The sequence below is a fragment of the Pseudomonas vancouverensis genome (genome assembly GCF_004348895.1).
GTDB classification, from domain to species: domain Bacteria; phylum Pseudomonadota; class Gammaproteobacteria; order Pseudomonadales; family Pseudomonadaceae; genus Aquipseudomonas; species Aquipseudomonas vancouverensis.
The window spans coordinates 199,731-215,509 of the sequence record NZ_RRZK01000003.1; the positions used below are offsets into that span (position 1 = coordinate 199,731).

General features: G+C 61.6%; 9 protein-coding genes and 2 rRNA genes. 2 read left to right on the plus strand and 9 right to left on the minus strand.

Going from position 1 to position 15,779, the window contains the following annotated elements; all coding sequences use genetic code 11:
* Nucleotides 1-3: 3 nt before the first annotated feature.
* Genes EIY72_RS03445 through bcsQ form a run of 5 tightly spaced genes read right to left on the minus strand, consistent with a single transcriptional unit; the run spans nt 4 to nt 10,828 of the window.
* The gene (locus tag EIY72_RS03445) at nt 4-3,942 is read right to left on the minus strand and encodes a cellulose biosynthesis protein BcsC (RefSeq protein WP_093227972.1); all 3,939 of its coding nucleotides are present in this window, start codon (nt 3,940-3,942) and stop codon (nt 4-6) included.
* A complete protein-coding gene (bcsZ, locus tag EIY72_RS03450; RefSeq protein WP_093227975.1) occupies nt 3,918-5,159 on the minus strand; it encodes a cellulose synthase complex periplasmic endoglucanase BcsZ in 1,242 nt (413 codons plus the stop codon). Before bcsZ ends, EIY72_RS03445 begins: the two co-directional genes overlap by 25 nt.
* Nucleotides 5,160-5,166: 7 nt before the next feature.
* Nucleotides 5,167-7,437, minus strand: coding sequence for a cellulose biosynthesis cyclic di-GMP-binding regulatory protein BcsB (gene bcsB / locus EIY72_RS03455; RefSeq protein ID WP_093227977.1), 2,271 nt, complete (start codon nt 7,435-7,437; stop codon nt 5,167-5,169).
* Nucleotides 7,437-9,659: a UDP-forming cellulose synthase catalytic subunit gene (gene bcsA, locus EIY72_RS03460; RefSeq protein WP_093227980.1), complete on the minus strand. Its 2,223-nt coding sequence runs from the start codon at nt 9,657-9,659 to the stop codon at nt 7,437-7,439. The genes bcsB and bcsA overlap by 1 nt, the downstream gene beginning before the upstream one ends.
* The gene (bcsQ, locus tag EIY72_RS03465) at nt 9,656-10,828 is read right to left on the minus strand and encodes a cellulose biosynthesis protein BcsQ (protein ID WP_093227982.1); all 1,173 of its coding nucleotides are present in this window, start codon (nt 10,826-10,828) and stop codon (nt 9,656-9,658) included. The genes bcsA and bcsQ overlap by 4 nt, the downstream gene beginning before the upstream one ends.
* Before the next feature lie 569 nt (nt 10,829-11,397).
* On the opposite strand from bcsQ, the gene EIY72_RS03470 reads away from it, so the two are divergent.
* Complete coding sequence (locus EIY72_RS03470) at nt 11,398-11,736, plus strand: tryptophan synthase subunit beta (protein ID WP_093227984.1); 339 nt, start codon at nt 11,398-11,400, stop codon at nt 11,734-11,736.
* 31 nt (nt 11,737-11,767) lie between these two features.
* Here the strand turns inward: EIY72_RS03470 and lapD are convergent, their stop codons facing one another.
* Together lapD and lapG are read right to left on the minus strand one after the other, a co-directional pair.
* On the minus strand, nt 11,768-13,714 hold the full coding sequence (gene lapD / locus EIY72_RS03475; protein WP_093227987.1) for a cyclic di-GMP receptor LapD: 1,947 nt from the start codon (nt 13,712-13,714) through the stop codon (nt 11,768-11,770).
* 14 nt (nt 13,715-13,728) lie between these two features.
* Complete coding sequence (gene lapG, locus EIY72_RS03480; RefSeq protein WP_093227989.1) at nt 13,729-14,421, minus strand: cysteine protease LapG; 693 nt, start codon at nt 14,419-14,421, stop codon at nt 13,729-13,731.
* Between the two features lie 196 nt (nt 14,422-14,617).
* Here lapG and EIY72_RS03485 point away from each other — a divergent pair, with 196 nt between their 5' ends.
* The gene (locus tag EIY72_RS03485; protein WP_093227992.1) at nt 14,618-15,322 is read left to right on the plus strand and encodes a GntR family transcriptional regulator; all 705 of its coding nucleotides are present in this window, start codon (nt 14,618-14,620) and stop codon (nt 15,320-15,322) included.
* Between the two features lie 156 nt (nt 15,323-15,478).
* Here EIY72_RS03485 and rrf (EIY72_RS03490) read toward each other — a convergent pair.
* Nucleotides 15,479-15,594 (minus strand): 5S ribosomal RNA (gene rrf / locus EIY72_RS03490).
* Nucleotides 15,595-15,699: 105 nt separating this feature from the next.
* A 5S ribosomal RNA gene (gene rrf / locus EIY72_RS30300) occupies nt 15,700-15,779 on the minus strand; the annotation flags it as partial.

The following is a 15,779-nucleotide window of genomic DNA, read 5'->3' on the forward strand; positions in this document are numbered from 1 at the left end:
AAATCAGTTTGAATAAGGGGAACGGTAAGGGCTGACCGGCAGCTCCATCGAGCCATTCATGTCTTCGAACATGTAGCGCAGGTACATGGCCCCGGTGAATTGCTTGTAATCCTGAGCGTTGTCCACGCCCAGGTTGGCGCCCAGGAAGAAGTTCGAACCGAACTTGTACTCACCCGCGCCGCTGAGGCTGTAGCCCACGCCAGTCTTGGTCTGGCCGCTGTAACGCTGGTTGCTGGCCGCCTGCAGGTCTTTGTCGTTGGGGAAGTAGTCCGCTGCATCCTGGTCGAAGTACTGCACGCCCACCGAGCCCTTGACCTGATAGGAGAAGCGGTCGGTGCGCTGCGACCAGGCCACCGGCACACCCAGGGCGAAGTAGCTTTGCGGGCTGAAGTAGCCGCCATGACCGTAGGTGAAGAAGTCCTGGTTGTTCTCGAAGCTCATGCCGGTCGCACTCAGGCCCAGCGTCAGCTTGCTGTCCTCGGCATTGTGCAGGTACCAGTAGACGCCACCGCCGAGTTCGGTACGGCTGTTGGATTCGACGTTGTGGCCCAGCAGCTTGTGCCACGAACCGTAGCCGTAGGTGCCGACCTGCTGATCGTCATAGCTGAGCTGGGCGCGGGCGCCATTGGCTGTCACGCCGCCCCACGACTGGCCGGTGCGGTCGTCGGTGGTGCCGGCGAACGAGGTCACGCTGTCGGTGACCGGGCGCCGGGACACGTTGACGCCGTAGCGCACGTTGGAGTTATCGGCCAGCGGCCGGTCGACACTGACGCCACCGGCGGCCGTGCTGTACTTGAAGCCGATGGGCGTGGTGCCCAGGTCAGCCTTGATGCCTTCGTCCGGACGGGCATAAGCCACACTCAGGCCGACGCCGGAGTCGCGCTGGGAACCGGCACCATCGGCAGAGCCTCCACCGCCGAAACGCGCGGCGGAATCGCTGCCGACACTGCCGGCATTCAACGACACCGGGGTTACGCGCACGGCGTAGCGGTTTTCGCCGGAGGGAATATTGATCTCCAGCGGCGTCTCGGTGTCGGTCATCTTGCTCAGGCCCGACTCGCTGTCGTTGCTGCGGATGGTCACGCCCTGGGTTACGTAGGCGCTGCGTTCCTGAAGGATGTTGTCCAGGGCACGCTGGGCCGAGCTGGCTTGATCGACAGCCACGTTGACAGTGCCCTGCGGCGCCTGCGGTGCAAACGGATTACCCGCCACACCGGCATAACGCCCGGCCGGCAGTGGCTGTCGCGCGGCACCTGCCGCGGCCACTCGCGGCAGCGGCTGACCTGGATAAGCATCCGGCGGCAGCACATCATTGCTGGCAACCAGAACCGGCGCCTGCGCTTCAAGCTGCGCCTGGGCCGGTGCGGGAATGCTGTCCACCGGCACGCGGCTGACCTGATTGCGTTGACCCGCCTTGCCCACGAACGGGTTGGGCGCGACGTTCAGGCTGTTGGCCTGAGCCGTCAGGCTGCGTTTCTGCTCGTCCTGCTCAATGGCGACGGCCTTGCGCAGCAACTCGGTGGCCTGGCTCGACTTGCCCATGGCGCGGTAGATCCGCGCCGCCTCGGTCAGCGATTGCGGGTCGTAGTTCTGCAGCTTCTGGAACTGGTCCAGCGCCCGTTCGGCATAACCGTTGTCATGGGCCTGAACCGCCGCATCCGCAGCATTGAGCAGCATCTGCGGATCGTTGGGCTGGCGCTGCAGCAAGGGTTTGTACAGTTCGAACGCCTTGGCATTGTCGCCGCTGCTGGCGTACATCCGCGCCAGCGCCGAGACCGCACCGGCGTCTCCCGGGCGTGCGGCCAATGCCGGTGCGAGGGTGTCATAGGCCCCAGCCAGGTCGCCGTTCTCGCGCAGAATATCGGCCTGACGAATGCGGTACTGATACAGCACATCATCGAAGCGCTTGCGCGTGGCCACGCTCATCGGCTGGTTCTGCAAGCCGCGCAGGATCGAGTTGACCTGTGCATCGTCGCCAGTCTTGAGCAGCAGGTTGGCGTATTGCAGCATCAGGTCGGCCGAAGGCGTACGCGACTGGGCAATCACATCACGCATCATCTGCTGCGCATGGGCCGAATCGCCAGCGTCCACGTAGGCCGCGGCCAGGGTGGCCATGCCGTCAGGGCTGCGGCTGGCAGCCGGTTGCAAGCGATCAAGCAGAGCCAGCGCGTCCTGGCGCTGACCGCGCTTGGCGATGGTGGCCGCCAGTTTGATTTGCACCGTGAGGGTGATCTGGTCGGCCAACTGGTTCATGTCCGCGGTGCGGCGCTCGGCCGGAATACGGCTCATCGTCGCCTGTGCAGCATTCCATTGCTCCATTTCCACCGAAAGCAAGGTGCTGGTGTACAGCGCATCGATGTTGCTCGGATGGGCCTTCAGGTAACTGTCGATCAGGTCACGGGCTTTCTGCGATTCGCCAGCCTTGAGGTACAGGCGTGCCAGGTCAAAACGGGTCCAGACGTTGTCCGGGTCGTCCTGCACGGCTTGCATCAGCGCCTGTTGCGCGGCGCGACTATCGCCGCGCTGCTCGGCCAGCTTGGCCGTCTGGGTCGAGCGCAAGGCACGCAGGCGAGCGCCACCGCCCATCTCGGCTTGCTGGGCCGGTGTCAGGGTGTCGAGCAGGCGCAGGGCCTCATCGGCCTGACCGGTTTGCGCCAGCACATTGACCAGGCCCTGAACGGCTTGCGGGTTGCCGCGCTGTACGCTCAACACCTGACGATAGTTGGCCTGGGCGGCGTCCAGTTGCCCGGATTGTGCCTGAATGTCGGCCAGGGTCAGGCGTGCATCGACACCGTTGGGATTCAGACGCATGGCCTGGGCAACGCTGTCTTGCGCCTTGGCCGGTTGCGTTTTGGCCTGATCACGCGCCTGTTGCAGCAGCGCCCAGTAGCGCACGTTGTTCAGTGCCGGTTTCCAGCGCGTGCCGCCGTTGGCAATGGCGCGGTTGAGCAACTGCTCGGCCTCACCCAAGCGGTTTTGCTGCTGACGCACCACCCCCAGGCCACCCAGGGCGTCGGCATCGTCGGGTTTGTTTTTCAGGCGCGCAGCGAAGGCCTGCTCGGCGCCGGCCTGATCGCCCTTCTCCAGCGCCGCCAGCCCACGAGCCACCATCGGGTCTTGCTGCCACACTGGCGCGGCCGCCGTGGTCGACTGTGACTTGCCCTTGCTCATCAGGTCACGGATTTCCTGATCGTCGGGGTGTTCCTTGAGAAAGTCTTCGAACAACGGCACTTCAGAGGCCGTCGGCGGCCCCATCCAGACCAGCGCCAGGCGCCAGCTCTGATCGGCATCACCGGCGATGTCGACGCGTTTGGTCAGTTTGGCCAGGGCACGAATGCCTTCGGCGCGACTGTCTTCGTGACGCACCAGATGCTTGGCCAGGAACAGCGCCACAATCGAGTCGTCCGGCATCTCCCGGGACAAGCGCTCCAGACCCTTGCGCGCTTCAGGCCAGTCGGCGTCGTTGAAGCCCAGGTTGGTGTAGTACTCGCGCCCGATCTTGCCTTCCGGCGTGCGCCCGGCGAACAGCTTGCGGAACACAACGGTGGCCTGGTCACGCTGGTCACCATCGGCCAGGCGTCGGGCTTCGTCGAGCAAGGCGATATTCTGCGGATCGGTCAGGGCGATGTCCTGCTCCAGTTGCGCGGCCTGCCACGGTCGCGGCGACAGGGCCTGCAAGCGCGCCAGGTATTCTTGCGCCTGTGCCGGTTTGCTTTGTTTGACGCCGATCAGGCCCATGCCATAAAGGGCATCGACCTGGTTGGGGTCCAGACGCAGGACCTTCTGCCACGACTCGGCCGCACGCGCAGCGTTGTCCCGGGCCTGCCAGTACTGGCCCTGCTCGACCAGCAGCGCCTTGGCATCGTTGGTTTCAGCGTGGACAGCAGTGCCGATCAGGGCGGCGAAGATGCCGATGGCTAGCGTGTGACGGCGCGGGTGCATGACGTCTCCCAGGTCAATTTGAGCGTTCCGTCATCACGAAACTGATAGCGTTTTTCGGCCCAGCCCAAGGCAAACAGGCTGAGCATCGCGTTGTAGTACAGCGGTTCGGCGCTTGCGCCGTCTGCTTTGGCCAGCGCGGCGTGCAAGGCCGTTTCGGCCCGACGCTGCTGCTGTTCGGCCAGCCAGGGTTGCCCCTTGGCCTGGAAGTACGGAATCAGCGCCGCAGAGTACCCGAATGGCCCCTGGCCATCGAGTGCGCCGCTGATGACCTGGACCTTTTCCGGTGGAATACCGCTGGAGGCAGTGCTGGTCGACATGCCGTCCAGGCGCGCAATCAGCGGTGCTGCCAGCGGGTCGGTTTTAGGTGTCATGCCGGCCCACAGGTAGACGCGGATGGCATCGTAGCTGCCGAGTTCACCCTTGACCGGATCGACCACGAACAGTCCGGCCTTCGGCGCGGTGGCGCGATAGCCGATCCAGTCCGCCACATAGCCTTTGGGGCTGGAGGCAGCGACCATTTTCACGGTGTTTTCGGCGATCTCTTTCCACGGCCCGGTGGGCGCCTCCTTGGCCAGGCGACGCAGCAAGGGCAACGGCAAATAGCTCGGGTTCAGACGCCACAGGTGATCGGGCTGAACAAAACCTTCCGGCCCGGGCAGAACCATTTTGCCCAGGCCCGGCAGGCTCACCACCAGTTTGCCTTCGATGTTCTTGAGCAGGTGCAAGGCGTCTTCGCGGTAGTCCGGGCGCTGCCACAACCGCGCCGCTTCGAGCAGCGCGTAAGCGATCCACAGGTCCGAATCGGAGGCCGAATTGGCGTCCTGCAATTGCCACTTGCCGTCCTTGCCCTGCCCCCACAGCCAGCCCGGCAAACGACTGCCGATATCGGCGCCGGCCATGTTCGACGCGGTCCACTTCCACAGAGCATCGAATCGCACGCGGTCGTTGCCGATCAGCGCGAACAGCATGCCGTAGGACTGCCCTTCGGAGGTGCTGTGATTCGGCTCGACACTGGACTCCAGCATGCGCCCGTCGTCCTGCACGAAACGCGCGGCGTAGCTTTGCCACAATGGCCAGTCCGCGCTTTTGCACGCGGCCTCGTCAGCCATGACCGGTGTCAGGCTCAGGCTTGCCAGCGAACCGGCGAGCCACAGCACGGCCCGACGCCAGCGACGCGCCGCAGAGGAGTTACCTTGATGGATGCCGAGGCGGTTCATGATGGTCTCAGTCGCTCAACCGTTTTTTCGCACGTGAACGCAGCGACAAGTACGCCAGACAACTGAGCAGCAGCACGCCCAGGCCGGTCAGCACCAGCGTCAGGCCGACGTGACGCGACAGCATCCACTCCAGGTAGCGGAACGGGCCGAGATCGCCGACGTAGTACTGCTCGTCCGCCACCAGCGGCTCGATGGTTTTACCGCGCACCACCACCAGACTGCCCTGGATTGACTGGGTGTAATCCTCGCCGCCGATCAAGGCATCGGTCGCTTCCCCCAGACCTTGAGGGTGACCGCTGGCGATCACCACCACGCTGCGCCCGCCCTTGAGCGGCGATTCGAAACCGGTCAGGTAAGTGCTGCGCGCACCGCCGGAGAACGCCATTGCCAGGCGCGCCTTGCGCTGGTTGGCCTCTGGGTCGGGGCTGAACCAGTCGCGCACCCGCATCGGCAGGTCGGACAGGTGGAAACTCTGCTGGTTGCCCATGTCGGTGGCCGGCAGGCGATCGGCCCATTGCGTCAGCAAGGGCTGATTGTTGCCGGAAGCGAATACCAGCAAATCCTTGTCGGCGGCTGCGGCAACCTGTGCCGCCTGGGTAACCAGCACGCCCGTGGCCGGGTAGCCGGTGGACTGACCGAAGCGACCGAGCACGGTCAGGTAGGCATCCAGTTCAGGCGCGCCAGCGTTGTCCGGCAGTACCACGGCGGTTTGCGACAGGTCGGCCAGACGGGTGAACGGGAAGCCGGCGTCCTTGAACACGCCGAGGTTCGGCATGGCCATGAAGTGGTCGTAACCGGTCAGGTCGAGGGTCGATTCCGGATCGACCGCGCCACGCATGTTGTCGATGATGATGTCGCCACACTCGCCCTGCTTGATGTAATCGAACATGAAGCGCAGTTGCAGGCGCGATTGCAGGGCCACCGAGTTCAGCGGCAGGCGCACCCGGGTCTCGCGGTTCAGCGTGTCGTTGAGTTTCAGGGCACTGAGCACGCCGCTGTCGAGCTTGTCCTGGGACAGCAGGTTCTGCGACTGAATCAGGCCGTCGTTGAAGCTGACGATGAACGACGAATTGCTCGATTTTTCCTGCGGCGTATAGCGGTACTTCAGGTTCAGCGCCGCCCCTTCATCACGCCAGGTGAACAGGTCAGGCGGGAAGTTCAGCGGCACGGTAATGTCGCCCGGGTTGTAGCCCGAGACGTTGAATTGCTTGGCCGGCAGCAATTCACCGAGCTTGACCGGGCGATCGCTCGGCAACCAGTTCGGCGCATCGTACGGTTTACGCGGCTGCACGGTGTCGAGGCGATCGATCACCACGCTGCTGCCGGACATGGCCTGGCTGCCCAGCACCAATGCCGTGGCGGCGGTTTTGAGTTCAGCCGCGTCACGCCCGGTGATCACCAGCAGTTTGCCATTGGCGTCGTTCGGGTTGGCCATCACGCTCAGGGTCGGGCCCTTGGCCGCCGGCAGGCTCAAGCCGCCAATCTGCAGGGCGTCAGGGCCGCTGAGCAGGACAACGGCGTTGCCATGGGCCGGGATCTGGTTGAAGCGCGTGGAGAAGGTCGCACCGCGATAGCTGGCCTGGGCGCCGAACCACGAAGACAGGGCACCGGCGGCTTCCAGGGTGGCGTTGTCGGGGGCGGCGGCAAACACGAACGGCAGGTTCAAGGTCCGCGCATCGCGGCGATCGAAGAACGGCAGCGGCATGATCGACAGGTCATTGGGCAAGGCCAGCGGCGACACGTCGATGCTCAGCTCGGTCGAATTGCTGATTTTTGCCCACAGGCTCGAATGCGTCGGGTCTTCGCAGCTCATGGTGTAGTGACCAACAAACTGCAGGCTCAAGCGGTTGAATTCGGTGATCAGTTGCGGCGGGATGGTGACTTCCTGGGTCTGCAACTGCCCGGCATTTTCCTTGGGCAACGGCAGGCTCGCCGCGACTTCATCGTTGACGATGACGTTGATCTGCGACAGATCCGCCAGCAGCGCCGGCGAATAGGTGTATTGCAGCTTCAGTTTGGCGCCGGTGACGATGGAGTCGGCACGCACATCGAAGTTGACGCTGTCGGTGGACTCCACTCCGCGCAGGCTCATCGGATAGTTCCGACCCAGCTGTTTGAGGGTCACGCTGTAGCTGTTGGCGCCGGGGGCGACATCTGCCGCCGTGGTCTCGGCCAGTGCCGCAGCGCTGCCACCCACGGCCAGCAAGGCGCACGTCAGGCGTGCCAGCGTGCGACGCGAATCGCGCAGGTTACCGAAAGCGAAAGACTTCGAGTTCATCACTTGTCCAGAACGTTATCCAGGGTGGACGGGGTGGCGCGGCGACTGCGAAACAGGTTTCGCACTTCCATGGCCGTGGCTTTGAAGAGTTCGTAGATACCGCGCATGCCGATGCCGCTGACATCGCGCAGAGCGGCCAATGGCGTGTCGACCTGCCCACCGCCCCAGGTCGCAGCCCAGGTGTCGGCGCGGGAGAACGTCAGACGTATCAGTTCACTTTGCTGACGCAGGGTCAGCTGATCGAATTGCGCGCCCAGCAACCCGTCGCGACTGAACACGACGACGGCCGGGAACACACTCAGGCGGTCGTTGCGGAACAACGAGATCTGCACACGCTCGCCCTTGGGAATGCTCACCCCTTCCGGCAAACGGAAACCCAGGCCTTTTTGCGAGAAGTCCTGGGTCACGCCGTCGAGCGAAGTGCCGTCGGCACGGGTCAGGCGCATCGGCAGTGCTGCGGCCACCCGCGGCTCGGACCGCACCTGACGAGTCTCGCTGGCCACCGCCACCGAGGCGCTGGTGATGATGAGGTTGTAAACGGTCCACGCCAGGTTGATCAGGATGGTGGTCGTCGCACCTTCGGCGCCTTCCATCAAACGCACGATGCCGTAGATCAGGCCAGCGGCATTCAGAGTCAGCAACACGATGTAGGGGCGGGCCAGTTTCCACTCGAAGTATTTCTTGTCGATCACGCCGCCCTTGTCGGTCACGTTGAAGCCACCGAACTTGGGGTTGACCAGCGCCATCAGCACCGGCCCCATGATGTACCAGGCCAGCACGGTCTCGTAGACCTCGTTCCAGAACGAGTGGCGGAAACGCCCCTGGATACTGGAGTTGGTCAGGCTCGCGTGGAGGATGTGCGGCAGCACGTAGGCGGTGATCATCAACGCCGAGGCGTGGAAGATCTGCGCGTCGAAAAACAGGAAGGCCAGTGGCGCGGTCAGGAACGCCAGCCGCGGCAGACCGTAGAAGAAGTGCAGCATCGCGTTCACGTAGCACAGGCGCTGACCGAAGCTCAGGCCCTTACCGAAGAACGGATTGTCGGTACGGAAAATCTGCGCCATGCCACGCGCCCAGCGAATCCGCTGGCTGATATGTCGCGACAGGCTTTCGGTAGCCAGACCGGCCGCCTGCGGGATCGCGAGGTACGCGGTGTTGTAGCCGGCGCGGTTGAGCTTGAGTGCGGTGTGGGCATCCTCAGTCACGGTCTCGACGGCCACGCCACCGATTTCCAGCAATGGCGCGCGGCGGATCACGGCGCAGGAACCGCAGAAGAAGGTCGCGTTCCACAGGTCATTACCGTCCTGCACCAGTCCGTAGAACAATTCGCCTTCGTTCGGAACGGAACGGAAGGTGTTGAGGTTCTTCTCGAACGGGTCGGGGGAAAAGAAGAAGTGCGGCGTTTGCAGCATCGCCAGCTTCGGGTCCTTGATGAACCAGCCGACACACACCTGCAGGAAAGAACGGGTGGGTACGTGGTCGGCGTCGAAGATCGTGACGAATTCGCCGCTGGTGACCTTCAGCGCTTCGTTGAGGTTGCCGGCCTTGGCGTGGCGGTTGTTGTCGCGAACGATGTAGCCCACGCCGATCTGCTCGCAGAACTCGCGGAAGTCTTCGCGGCGCCCGTCATCGAGGACATGCACGCGCAACTTGTCCTGCGGCCAGTCGATGGCCTGCGCGGCGAAGATGGTGACCTTCACGATATCGAGGGTTTCGTTGTACGACGGAATGAACACGTCGACCGTCGGCCATTCGCTCGGCGGGCCGCTCATGAGCACCGGTTTGCGCCGCAGTGGCCAGGCAGTTTGTACGTAGCCGAACACCAGTACGATCATCGCGTACAGCTCGGCCAGGACCAGGCCATAGCCGAACAACATGTCGACCCAGCCCTCGAAACCGAGGGTGGAGGTCAATCGCCAGTACAGGTAGCGCAGCGACGCGGTCAGCGACAATCCGATGAGGATCAGCACCGTCAGGCGCCCGGGAACCTTGCGCAGTACCAGGGCGGTGATAAAGCAGCCCAGGGCGAAAAGGCACTGAGAGTAGAGGTCGAAGGGCACCGTAATGATGAACAGTGCCAACAGGCCGCACAGCACCATCACGCCGAGGTTCAGCGCGCGACGCAACGTCTGCGGCAGGCCCTCCAGGCGCTCGGAAGCCGACTGTGCCCAGCGCTGCAACCGGGTAGGCGTGACCGGTTCTGGAGTCGATGGATTGATCACGACGCGTAGGACTCTGCAACAACCATGGATTTCATCTGAGCCTTGAGCGTATGACTCAGCGCCAACATGTCTCGGCAGGCCTGGGTGGCCAGCATGTCCAGCATCGGGTTGTGCCCATAAGCCAACGCTTCGCCAACCCCGTGGTCGAGCGCCACCGCACCGAGCAAATGCGAACCCAGGCGACGCTTGATCACTTCCTGCATGTCGCGGCAGAACTCACGGGAGCTGTCGAACTGGTTGATCACGTAGCTGCACAGCGGCGCCTGGCCCTGCGCCATGCGCTCGCCCAAGACGCGCTCCATCTGATCCAGCGTGACAAAACAGGCGGCGTCGGCCGTTGCGACGACCAGCACCTGATCGGCCACCATCAGCGCCTGGTCGAGGTAGAGGGTACGACCTGGCGGCGTGTCGATGATCACCACATCGTTTTCGCCCAGCTCCATGCTTGCCAGTTGGCGGGCGAGCCAGTAGCGATCGTTGTCCAGATAACGCTCGAGCGTACGGCGCTCGTCTTCGCTCAGTGCGCCGTACGGCAGCAGCAATGAGCCGGCGGAACCGTCGAGCAGCAGCGACTTCCAGTTTTCGCCCATGAGGCTGGCGTTGCCCATGCCGGCGACATCGGGCTCGGCGCCCAAGTGGTGCTGCAGGGCATTTTGCGGATCGAGGTCGATGGCGATGGTTTGCCCACCGTCCAGGCGCATGACCGTCGTCAGCGCCGACGCCAGGGTGCTTTTGCCCACGCCGCCTTTGGCCGAAACCAGCGCAATGACATGCGCACGTGTCTTGGTCGGGCGGTCGTGGTGCAACACCTGGCTCAGTGCAACCTCATTGCGCGCCTGCGCTTCGGCCTGACGTGCAAGGGCGACTTCAGCCAGCAACTGGCGAAGCGGTGCGGCAGGTTGCACGGGCTTGAACAGCTTGAGTTCGCTGCCCTTTTCGACAACGTCTGTGCATGCTACGAGCGGCAGTTCATTGACGGCATTCACCTGCGGTTCAGCTTCGATCACTGAAACAGGTGCGGAAACGGGCGCAGGCACAGGCTCGGAAGCCGTTGGCACCAGCGTCAACGGTTTTTCCTTGTAGTCAAACTGGCTACTGAACTCAAGATAACTGTCCGCACTTGCTCCGAACCTGTTGAATAGGTTCGATATATCGTCTGTACGATTCATAAGAGACTATCCGAGGCGCTGGCACATTGAGTAACAGATAGCTCGAGAGGATCCATCGAAGCGAGCTATCAAAATGATATCGTCAATATTTTGAATGCTGCAAGTGTAATATTTAGACGCGATTAAAAAAACCTTTTTTATCGCCATATTTTTGACATAACACACTTGTTTTAATTTGGCGCAGGTCGTTTTCATCACACTCCGGGGTCGCTGGAGCCCGCGCAGAATATGGCCTGCGCGAGCGGCGCGGGATTATCCGGCAAGGGTTGAAACGACGCACACGATTTACGCCAGATGGCAGCTCGGGGGACGGACGGCAACCGGCAAAATGTGCTGGCGATCAAAGCAATTAGTGGACCATTTGAACTACGCCTAGTTGGCGCAATTTCTCAATTAACACATATATGTTTCAAATCAATATCTTAGTTGCAAGTAAAGCGACGCACTTCAAAAGCTGAATGCAAACCATGGAAATATCGGTGCATGACCGACCCGCCATGCGCTTTACTGACGCGGCGTTGGCTATGCTGCTGACAGGAAAATGCGGGTTAACGTTCGAGGGAGACGCCATGTTCTACGTGCAACGCGATGCGCAAGGCCAACTGCTGCGCGTGGAAGCTCAGGCCTATGCCGAAGCGACAGAAACCCTGCCGGCCGACCACCCGGAGATCAAGGATTGGCTGGCCGAACGGAAACTGGCCTCCAACCTGAAACGCCTCAAGCAAAGCGACCCGGAAATGATCCGGGTACTCGATGACTTGATTCAAGTGCTGATTGATAAAGGCGTGATCCGCGTCACCGACTTGCCCGCTGCCGCGCAAGCCAAACTCATGGACCGCTCACAGGCGCGGGAAGCGCTGGGCGGCCTTAGCCAACTGGTTGGCGAAGACGAGGATGGCCTGATCTGACATCTTGCCTGTCAGGCCTGCCCGATTGCGATCACGCCCATGCCTTGGGCTCACCGAACAGCCGACCCTGGGCACCGTAAACGCCCATCTCGCGAATGACCGACAGCTCCCCTTCGGTTTCGACCCGCTCGGCAATCAACGGCAGGTCGATGCTGTGCGCCGCCCGCTGCACCGCCTCGATGAACAGGCGCTTGTCGCCCTCCTTGTCGATCGCGCGGATGTAGCTGCCGTCGATTTTCAGGTAGGCCAGCCCCAGCCGCGACAGATTGCCGATCATGCTGAAACGCCCGCCGAAATGCTGCAGGCTCAAGGAGAACCCGAGCTCACGCAGCCGCCGCGTCAGGGTTTCCAGCATGGCCTGTTCGGGCAACTGTTCCTCGCCTATTTCCAGGGTCAGCCGTGGCCCCAGATCAGAATGCGCGCGCAGCAATTCGAAGAGTGCATTGAGTGCCTGCGGATCCTCCAGCGTTGCTGAAGACAGGTTCAGCGCCAGCGACTCCTGATGGCCAGCCATCTGCTCCAGCACCAGTTCCAGCATCAGCCGGTCGAGTCTTGCGGCCCAGCCAAAGCGCTCGAGCCAAGGCAGGAAGCGCCCGGCGGGAATGCTCTGGCCCTTGTCATCGATCAATCGCGAAAGCACCTTGTAATGCAGCACCAGGCTAGTGTCCTGCGTGGCGACGACGGCCTGAAAATGCAACTTGAACTGCCGATTCACCAAAGCCTGCTCGAGCAAATCGTGCCAGGCGTGGTGATCATCGCCGACGTGGGTGATCGCCTCGCGATCCAGGCATACCCAGTTCACATCGGCCTGGCCTTCAGCCTGGGCCAGCGCCTGATCGGCCAGGGCGAGCACCGTTTGCGGCGTGTCACCATGAACAAAGGGCGCCAGACCGATGGCCGCAACCGTTGCCACGTCGGTGGCACCGGTCGCGTGCAAGCTGGCCATCGCGGAATCGAGGTGCTGCGCCAGTTGCAATGCCTCTTCACGCACCAGGCCCGGCGCCAGCACCGCGAATTCGCCCCCGCGGATGCGGGTGACCAGGTTCTGGGTTTCCGGGTATTTCGCGCATTCCCGTGACAGTTGCTGGCCGACCGCGATCAGTAACGCATCGGTGTTCTGCCCGCCGAGGCGTTGGTTCAAACCGGCCAGGTCCTTGATCCGCAGCAACAACAGATAACCTGAACTGGCTTGCTCCGGATTGCTCACCCGCGCGTTCAACTGCATCTCGAAATAACGTCGGTTAGCCAGCCCGGTCAGGTTGTCCTGATACGACTCGGCACGCAGCTTTTCGCTGCGCTCAGCCTGCTCCTGAAACAACGCCTTGAGCTTCTCAACCATCTGGTTCATTGCCAGTACCACGCGGCGCAGCTCAGGAGTGCGGGGCAAATCCGGCAGGCTGAGAAATTCGCGACGGGCAATGGCGTGTGACTGCTGGACCATGTAATCCAGAGGCTTGAGTTGCCGCCGTAGCAGCAAGGCTCCGAGCGCCGCACTGACCGCGCCACAGAGCAGCAACCAGCCCAGACTGCCCAATGCGCTTTGCCACAATTTGGCCAGCGCAAACATCGGGTGGCTGACCACTTCAACCCGCGCCGCCTGCTCCCAGCCGCGACTGACAATCGCATCGCCACCGGCCGGCTCCAGGCCGATCAGTTTGACGAACCAGTCCGGCACACTGGTGACCGCGGTAATTCCACTGCGTTCGACCAGCGTCTTGTCAGTCTTGAGATCCACCACGCGAATGCTTGCGTAATAACCACTGTCGAAAATCGAACTGACCAACAACTCGACCATTGCCGGGTCATCGATATTCGGTGTCAGGGACAACGCCAGCGCCGTCGCGGCGTCCTGTGCATGGGAGCGCAACTGATTGACGTACTGGGTACGCGAACTTTCCAGGCTGACCATGAAGCTTCCAGTGAAGGCGACGACCAGGAACAGACAGATAGCGATCAATAGCTGCTTGAACAATGACATCTGATGGCATGCTCCTAGTTAGTCGTCTCGACCGGAAATCCTTCGGCCTGCATTTTTTTCAGCACATCCTGCCAGCGGGACAGACGCTTGGTATCGCCTACTTTCTGATTGCCCTTGGCACCCGGCAGCCACAGCCCTTCTGCATTGAAAGCGTAGACGGGCAGAAGATCCGTTCGTTGATTGGCCGGTTTGATGGCATCGACCAGGCTGTCCAGTACCAGCGGCATGGCGTCCGGGCGCGCGTAGTAAGTCAGCACCATGTGCGCGCGGTTTTGGGTCAATGCCTTTACGTAGGTAATGCGCAGCTTTTCACTTGCAACGCCCAGATGACGCAGGCTGAAGTACTTGGCGATAGCGTAGTCCTCACAGTCTCCAGCGCCTTTCCACAAGGCTTCGATGGGTGTTGCCCAGTAGTCCTCCTGATGCCAGAGGTCGATGTCTTCGACATAGCGCAGTTCCTTGTTGAAGAAACGGTTGACCACATTAAGCTGCTCCAGCTCGCCGAGCTGTTTCTGGGTAGCCAACAGGTTTTGCCATTCGTTTATGCGCTGCTGGCCTTCACCTAAAGGCCCGTACAATGCCTGCGCCCGACGGCTGATCTGGGAAAAATCCCAATCGGCATGCAAACCGCCCAGCAGCACGCCGGCCAGCAGCAATGCGCTGCACAGCCAGCGCAACATTCGGGGAATCGCTAAACGTGCGGCCAAGGCCAGGCATCCGCAAGAGACCAGTGGGAATCACTTGATGGTGTAGGTTAGCCCGGAAAATGACAACGGCACGCTGAGATCACGGGTGGCGCGCTAAACTGTCAACAGGACATCCCATTCGCAGATTGACAAGCAGTCAGGCAGTTACTAGTGTCCGTTGGATCCAAAATTCTTCAGTCAATCAGGGTGCGTAGTAGTGACACAAAAGCCCAACCCGCTGAGCAGTATCATGGTCGATGGGCCAATTCCGGCGCACCTGGCACGCTCGGTGATCGAAGAAACGCTGCGCTCGGCAATACTGGATGGGCGCATCCCCTGTGGCGCCGCCCTGCGTCAGCAAGACCTGGCAGACCTGTTTGGCGTCAGCCGCATGCCTGTTCGCGAAGCCTTGCGTCAACTCGAAGCACAAGCACTGCTGAACGTGATCGCCCACAAAGGCGCCGTGGTCGCTCCGCTGGTTCAGGGTGATGCGGTAGAAACCTACGCGTTGCGCATTCTGCTCGAGTCGGAAGCCCTGCGCCTCTCGATTCCGTTGCTCCAGGACGCCGACATCGAAGAGGCCACGCGCTACATCAATGAACTGGAATCCGAGCGTGACTACAGCGAAATTGGTCGGCTCAATCGCCTTTTCCACATGACGCTGTATTCCCGAGCGCCCAATCGACGGTTGTTGAGGCTGGTCGAAGACGGCTTGAATGAAGAAGAGCGCTTCCTGCGTTTCAACCTTGAAGCCATGGGCTTGGGCGAACTGTCCCAGGACGATCACCGTGCATTGCTGCGAGCCGCGCAGGAGCGCGATGTCGAGCAATCGGTGACGCTGCTCACCCATCACCTCAACCGGGCGGTGGAGGTCATCACGCTCTACCTCAACAGTCCCGAAGCCCTGGCCAGACGCTCTTGAATTGAGCCAGTCGGTGGCTTGTTGCTGTCAAGTCGGCAAAAAGCCCGCCTCCAAATTCAGAGGCGGGCTTTTTTTGTGCCGCTCATTCGTGGGCTCTTGCCAGCCCTGAAATGACAAAACCCCAACCGCTTTCGCAATTGGGGTTTCGGAATTCAATCTTGACGATGACCTACTCTCACATGGGGAAACCCCACACTACCATCGGCGATGCATCGTTTCACTTCTGAGTTCGGGATGGGATCAGGTGGTTCCAACGCTCTATGGTCGTCAAGAAATTCTGTGACCAGCCCGTTACGCGGTAACGTGCCAGCAAAATCGGTGACTTCTACTAAAAACAAAACCCCAACTGCTTTCGCAATTGGGGTTTCGGAATTTAATCTTGACGATGACCTACTCTCACATGGGGAAACCCCACACTACCATCGGCGATGCATCGTTTCACTTCTGAGTTCGGGAT

Bases quoted from the DNA above. Each gene is read 5' to 3' on its own strand.
- EIY72_RS03445 (WP_093227972.1), bottom strand. From the start codon at position 3,942: ATGCACCCGCGCCGTCACACGCTAGCCATCGGCATCTTCGCCGCCCTG.
- bcsZ (WP_093227975.1), bottom strand. From the start codon at position 5,159: ATGAACCGCCTCGGCATCCATCAAGGTAACTCCTCTGCGGCGCGTCGC.
- bcsB (WP_093227977.1), bottom strand. From the start codon at position 7,437: ATGAACTCGAAGTCTTTCGCTTTCGGTAACCTGCGCGATTCGCGTCGC.
- bcsQ (WP_093227982.1), bottom strand. From the start codon at position 10,828: ATGAATCGTACAGACGATATATCGAACCTATTCAACAGGTTCGGAGCA.
- EIY72_RS03470 (WP_093227984.1), top strand. From the start codon at position 11,398: ATGTTCTACGTGCAACGCGATGCGCAAGGCCAACTGCTGCGCGTGGAA.
- lapD (WP_093227987.1), bottom strand. From the start codon at position 13,714: ATGTCATTGTTCAAGCAGCTATTGATCGCTATCTGTCTGTTCCTGGTC.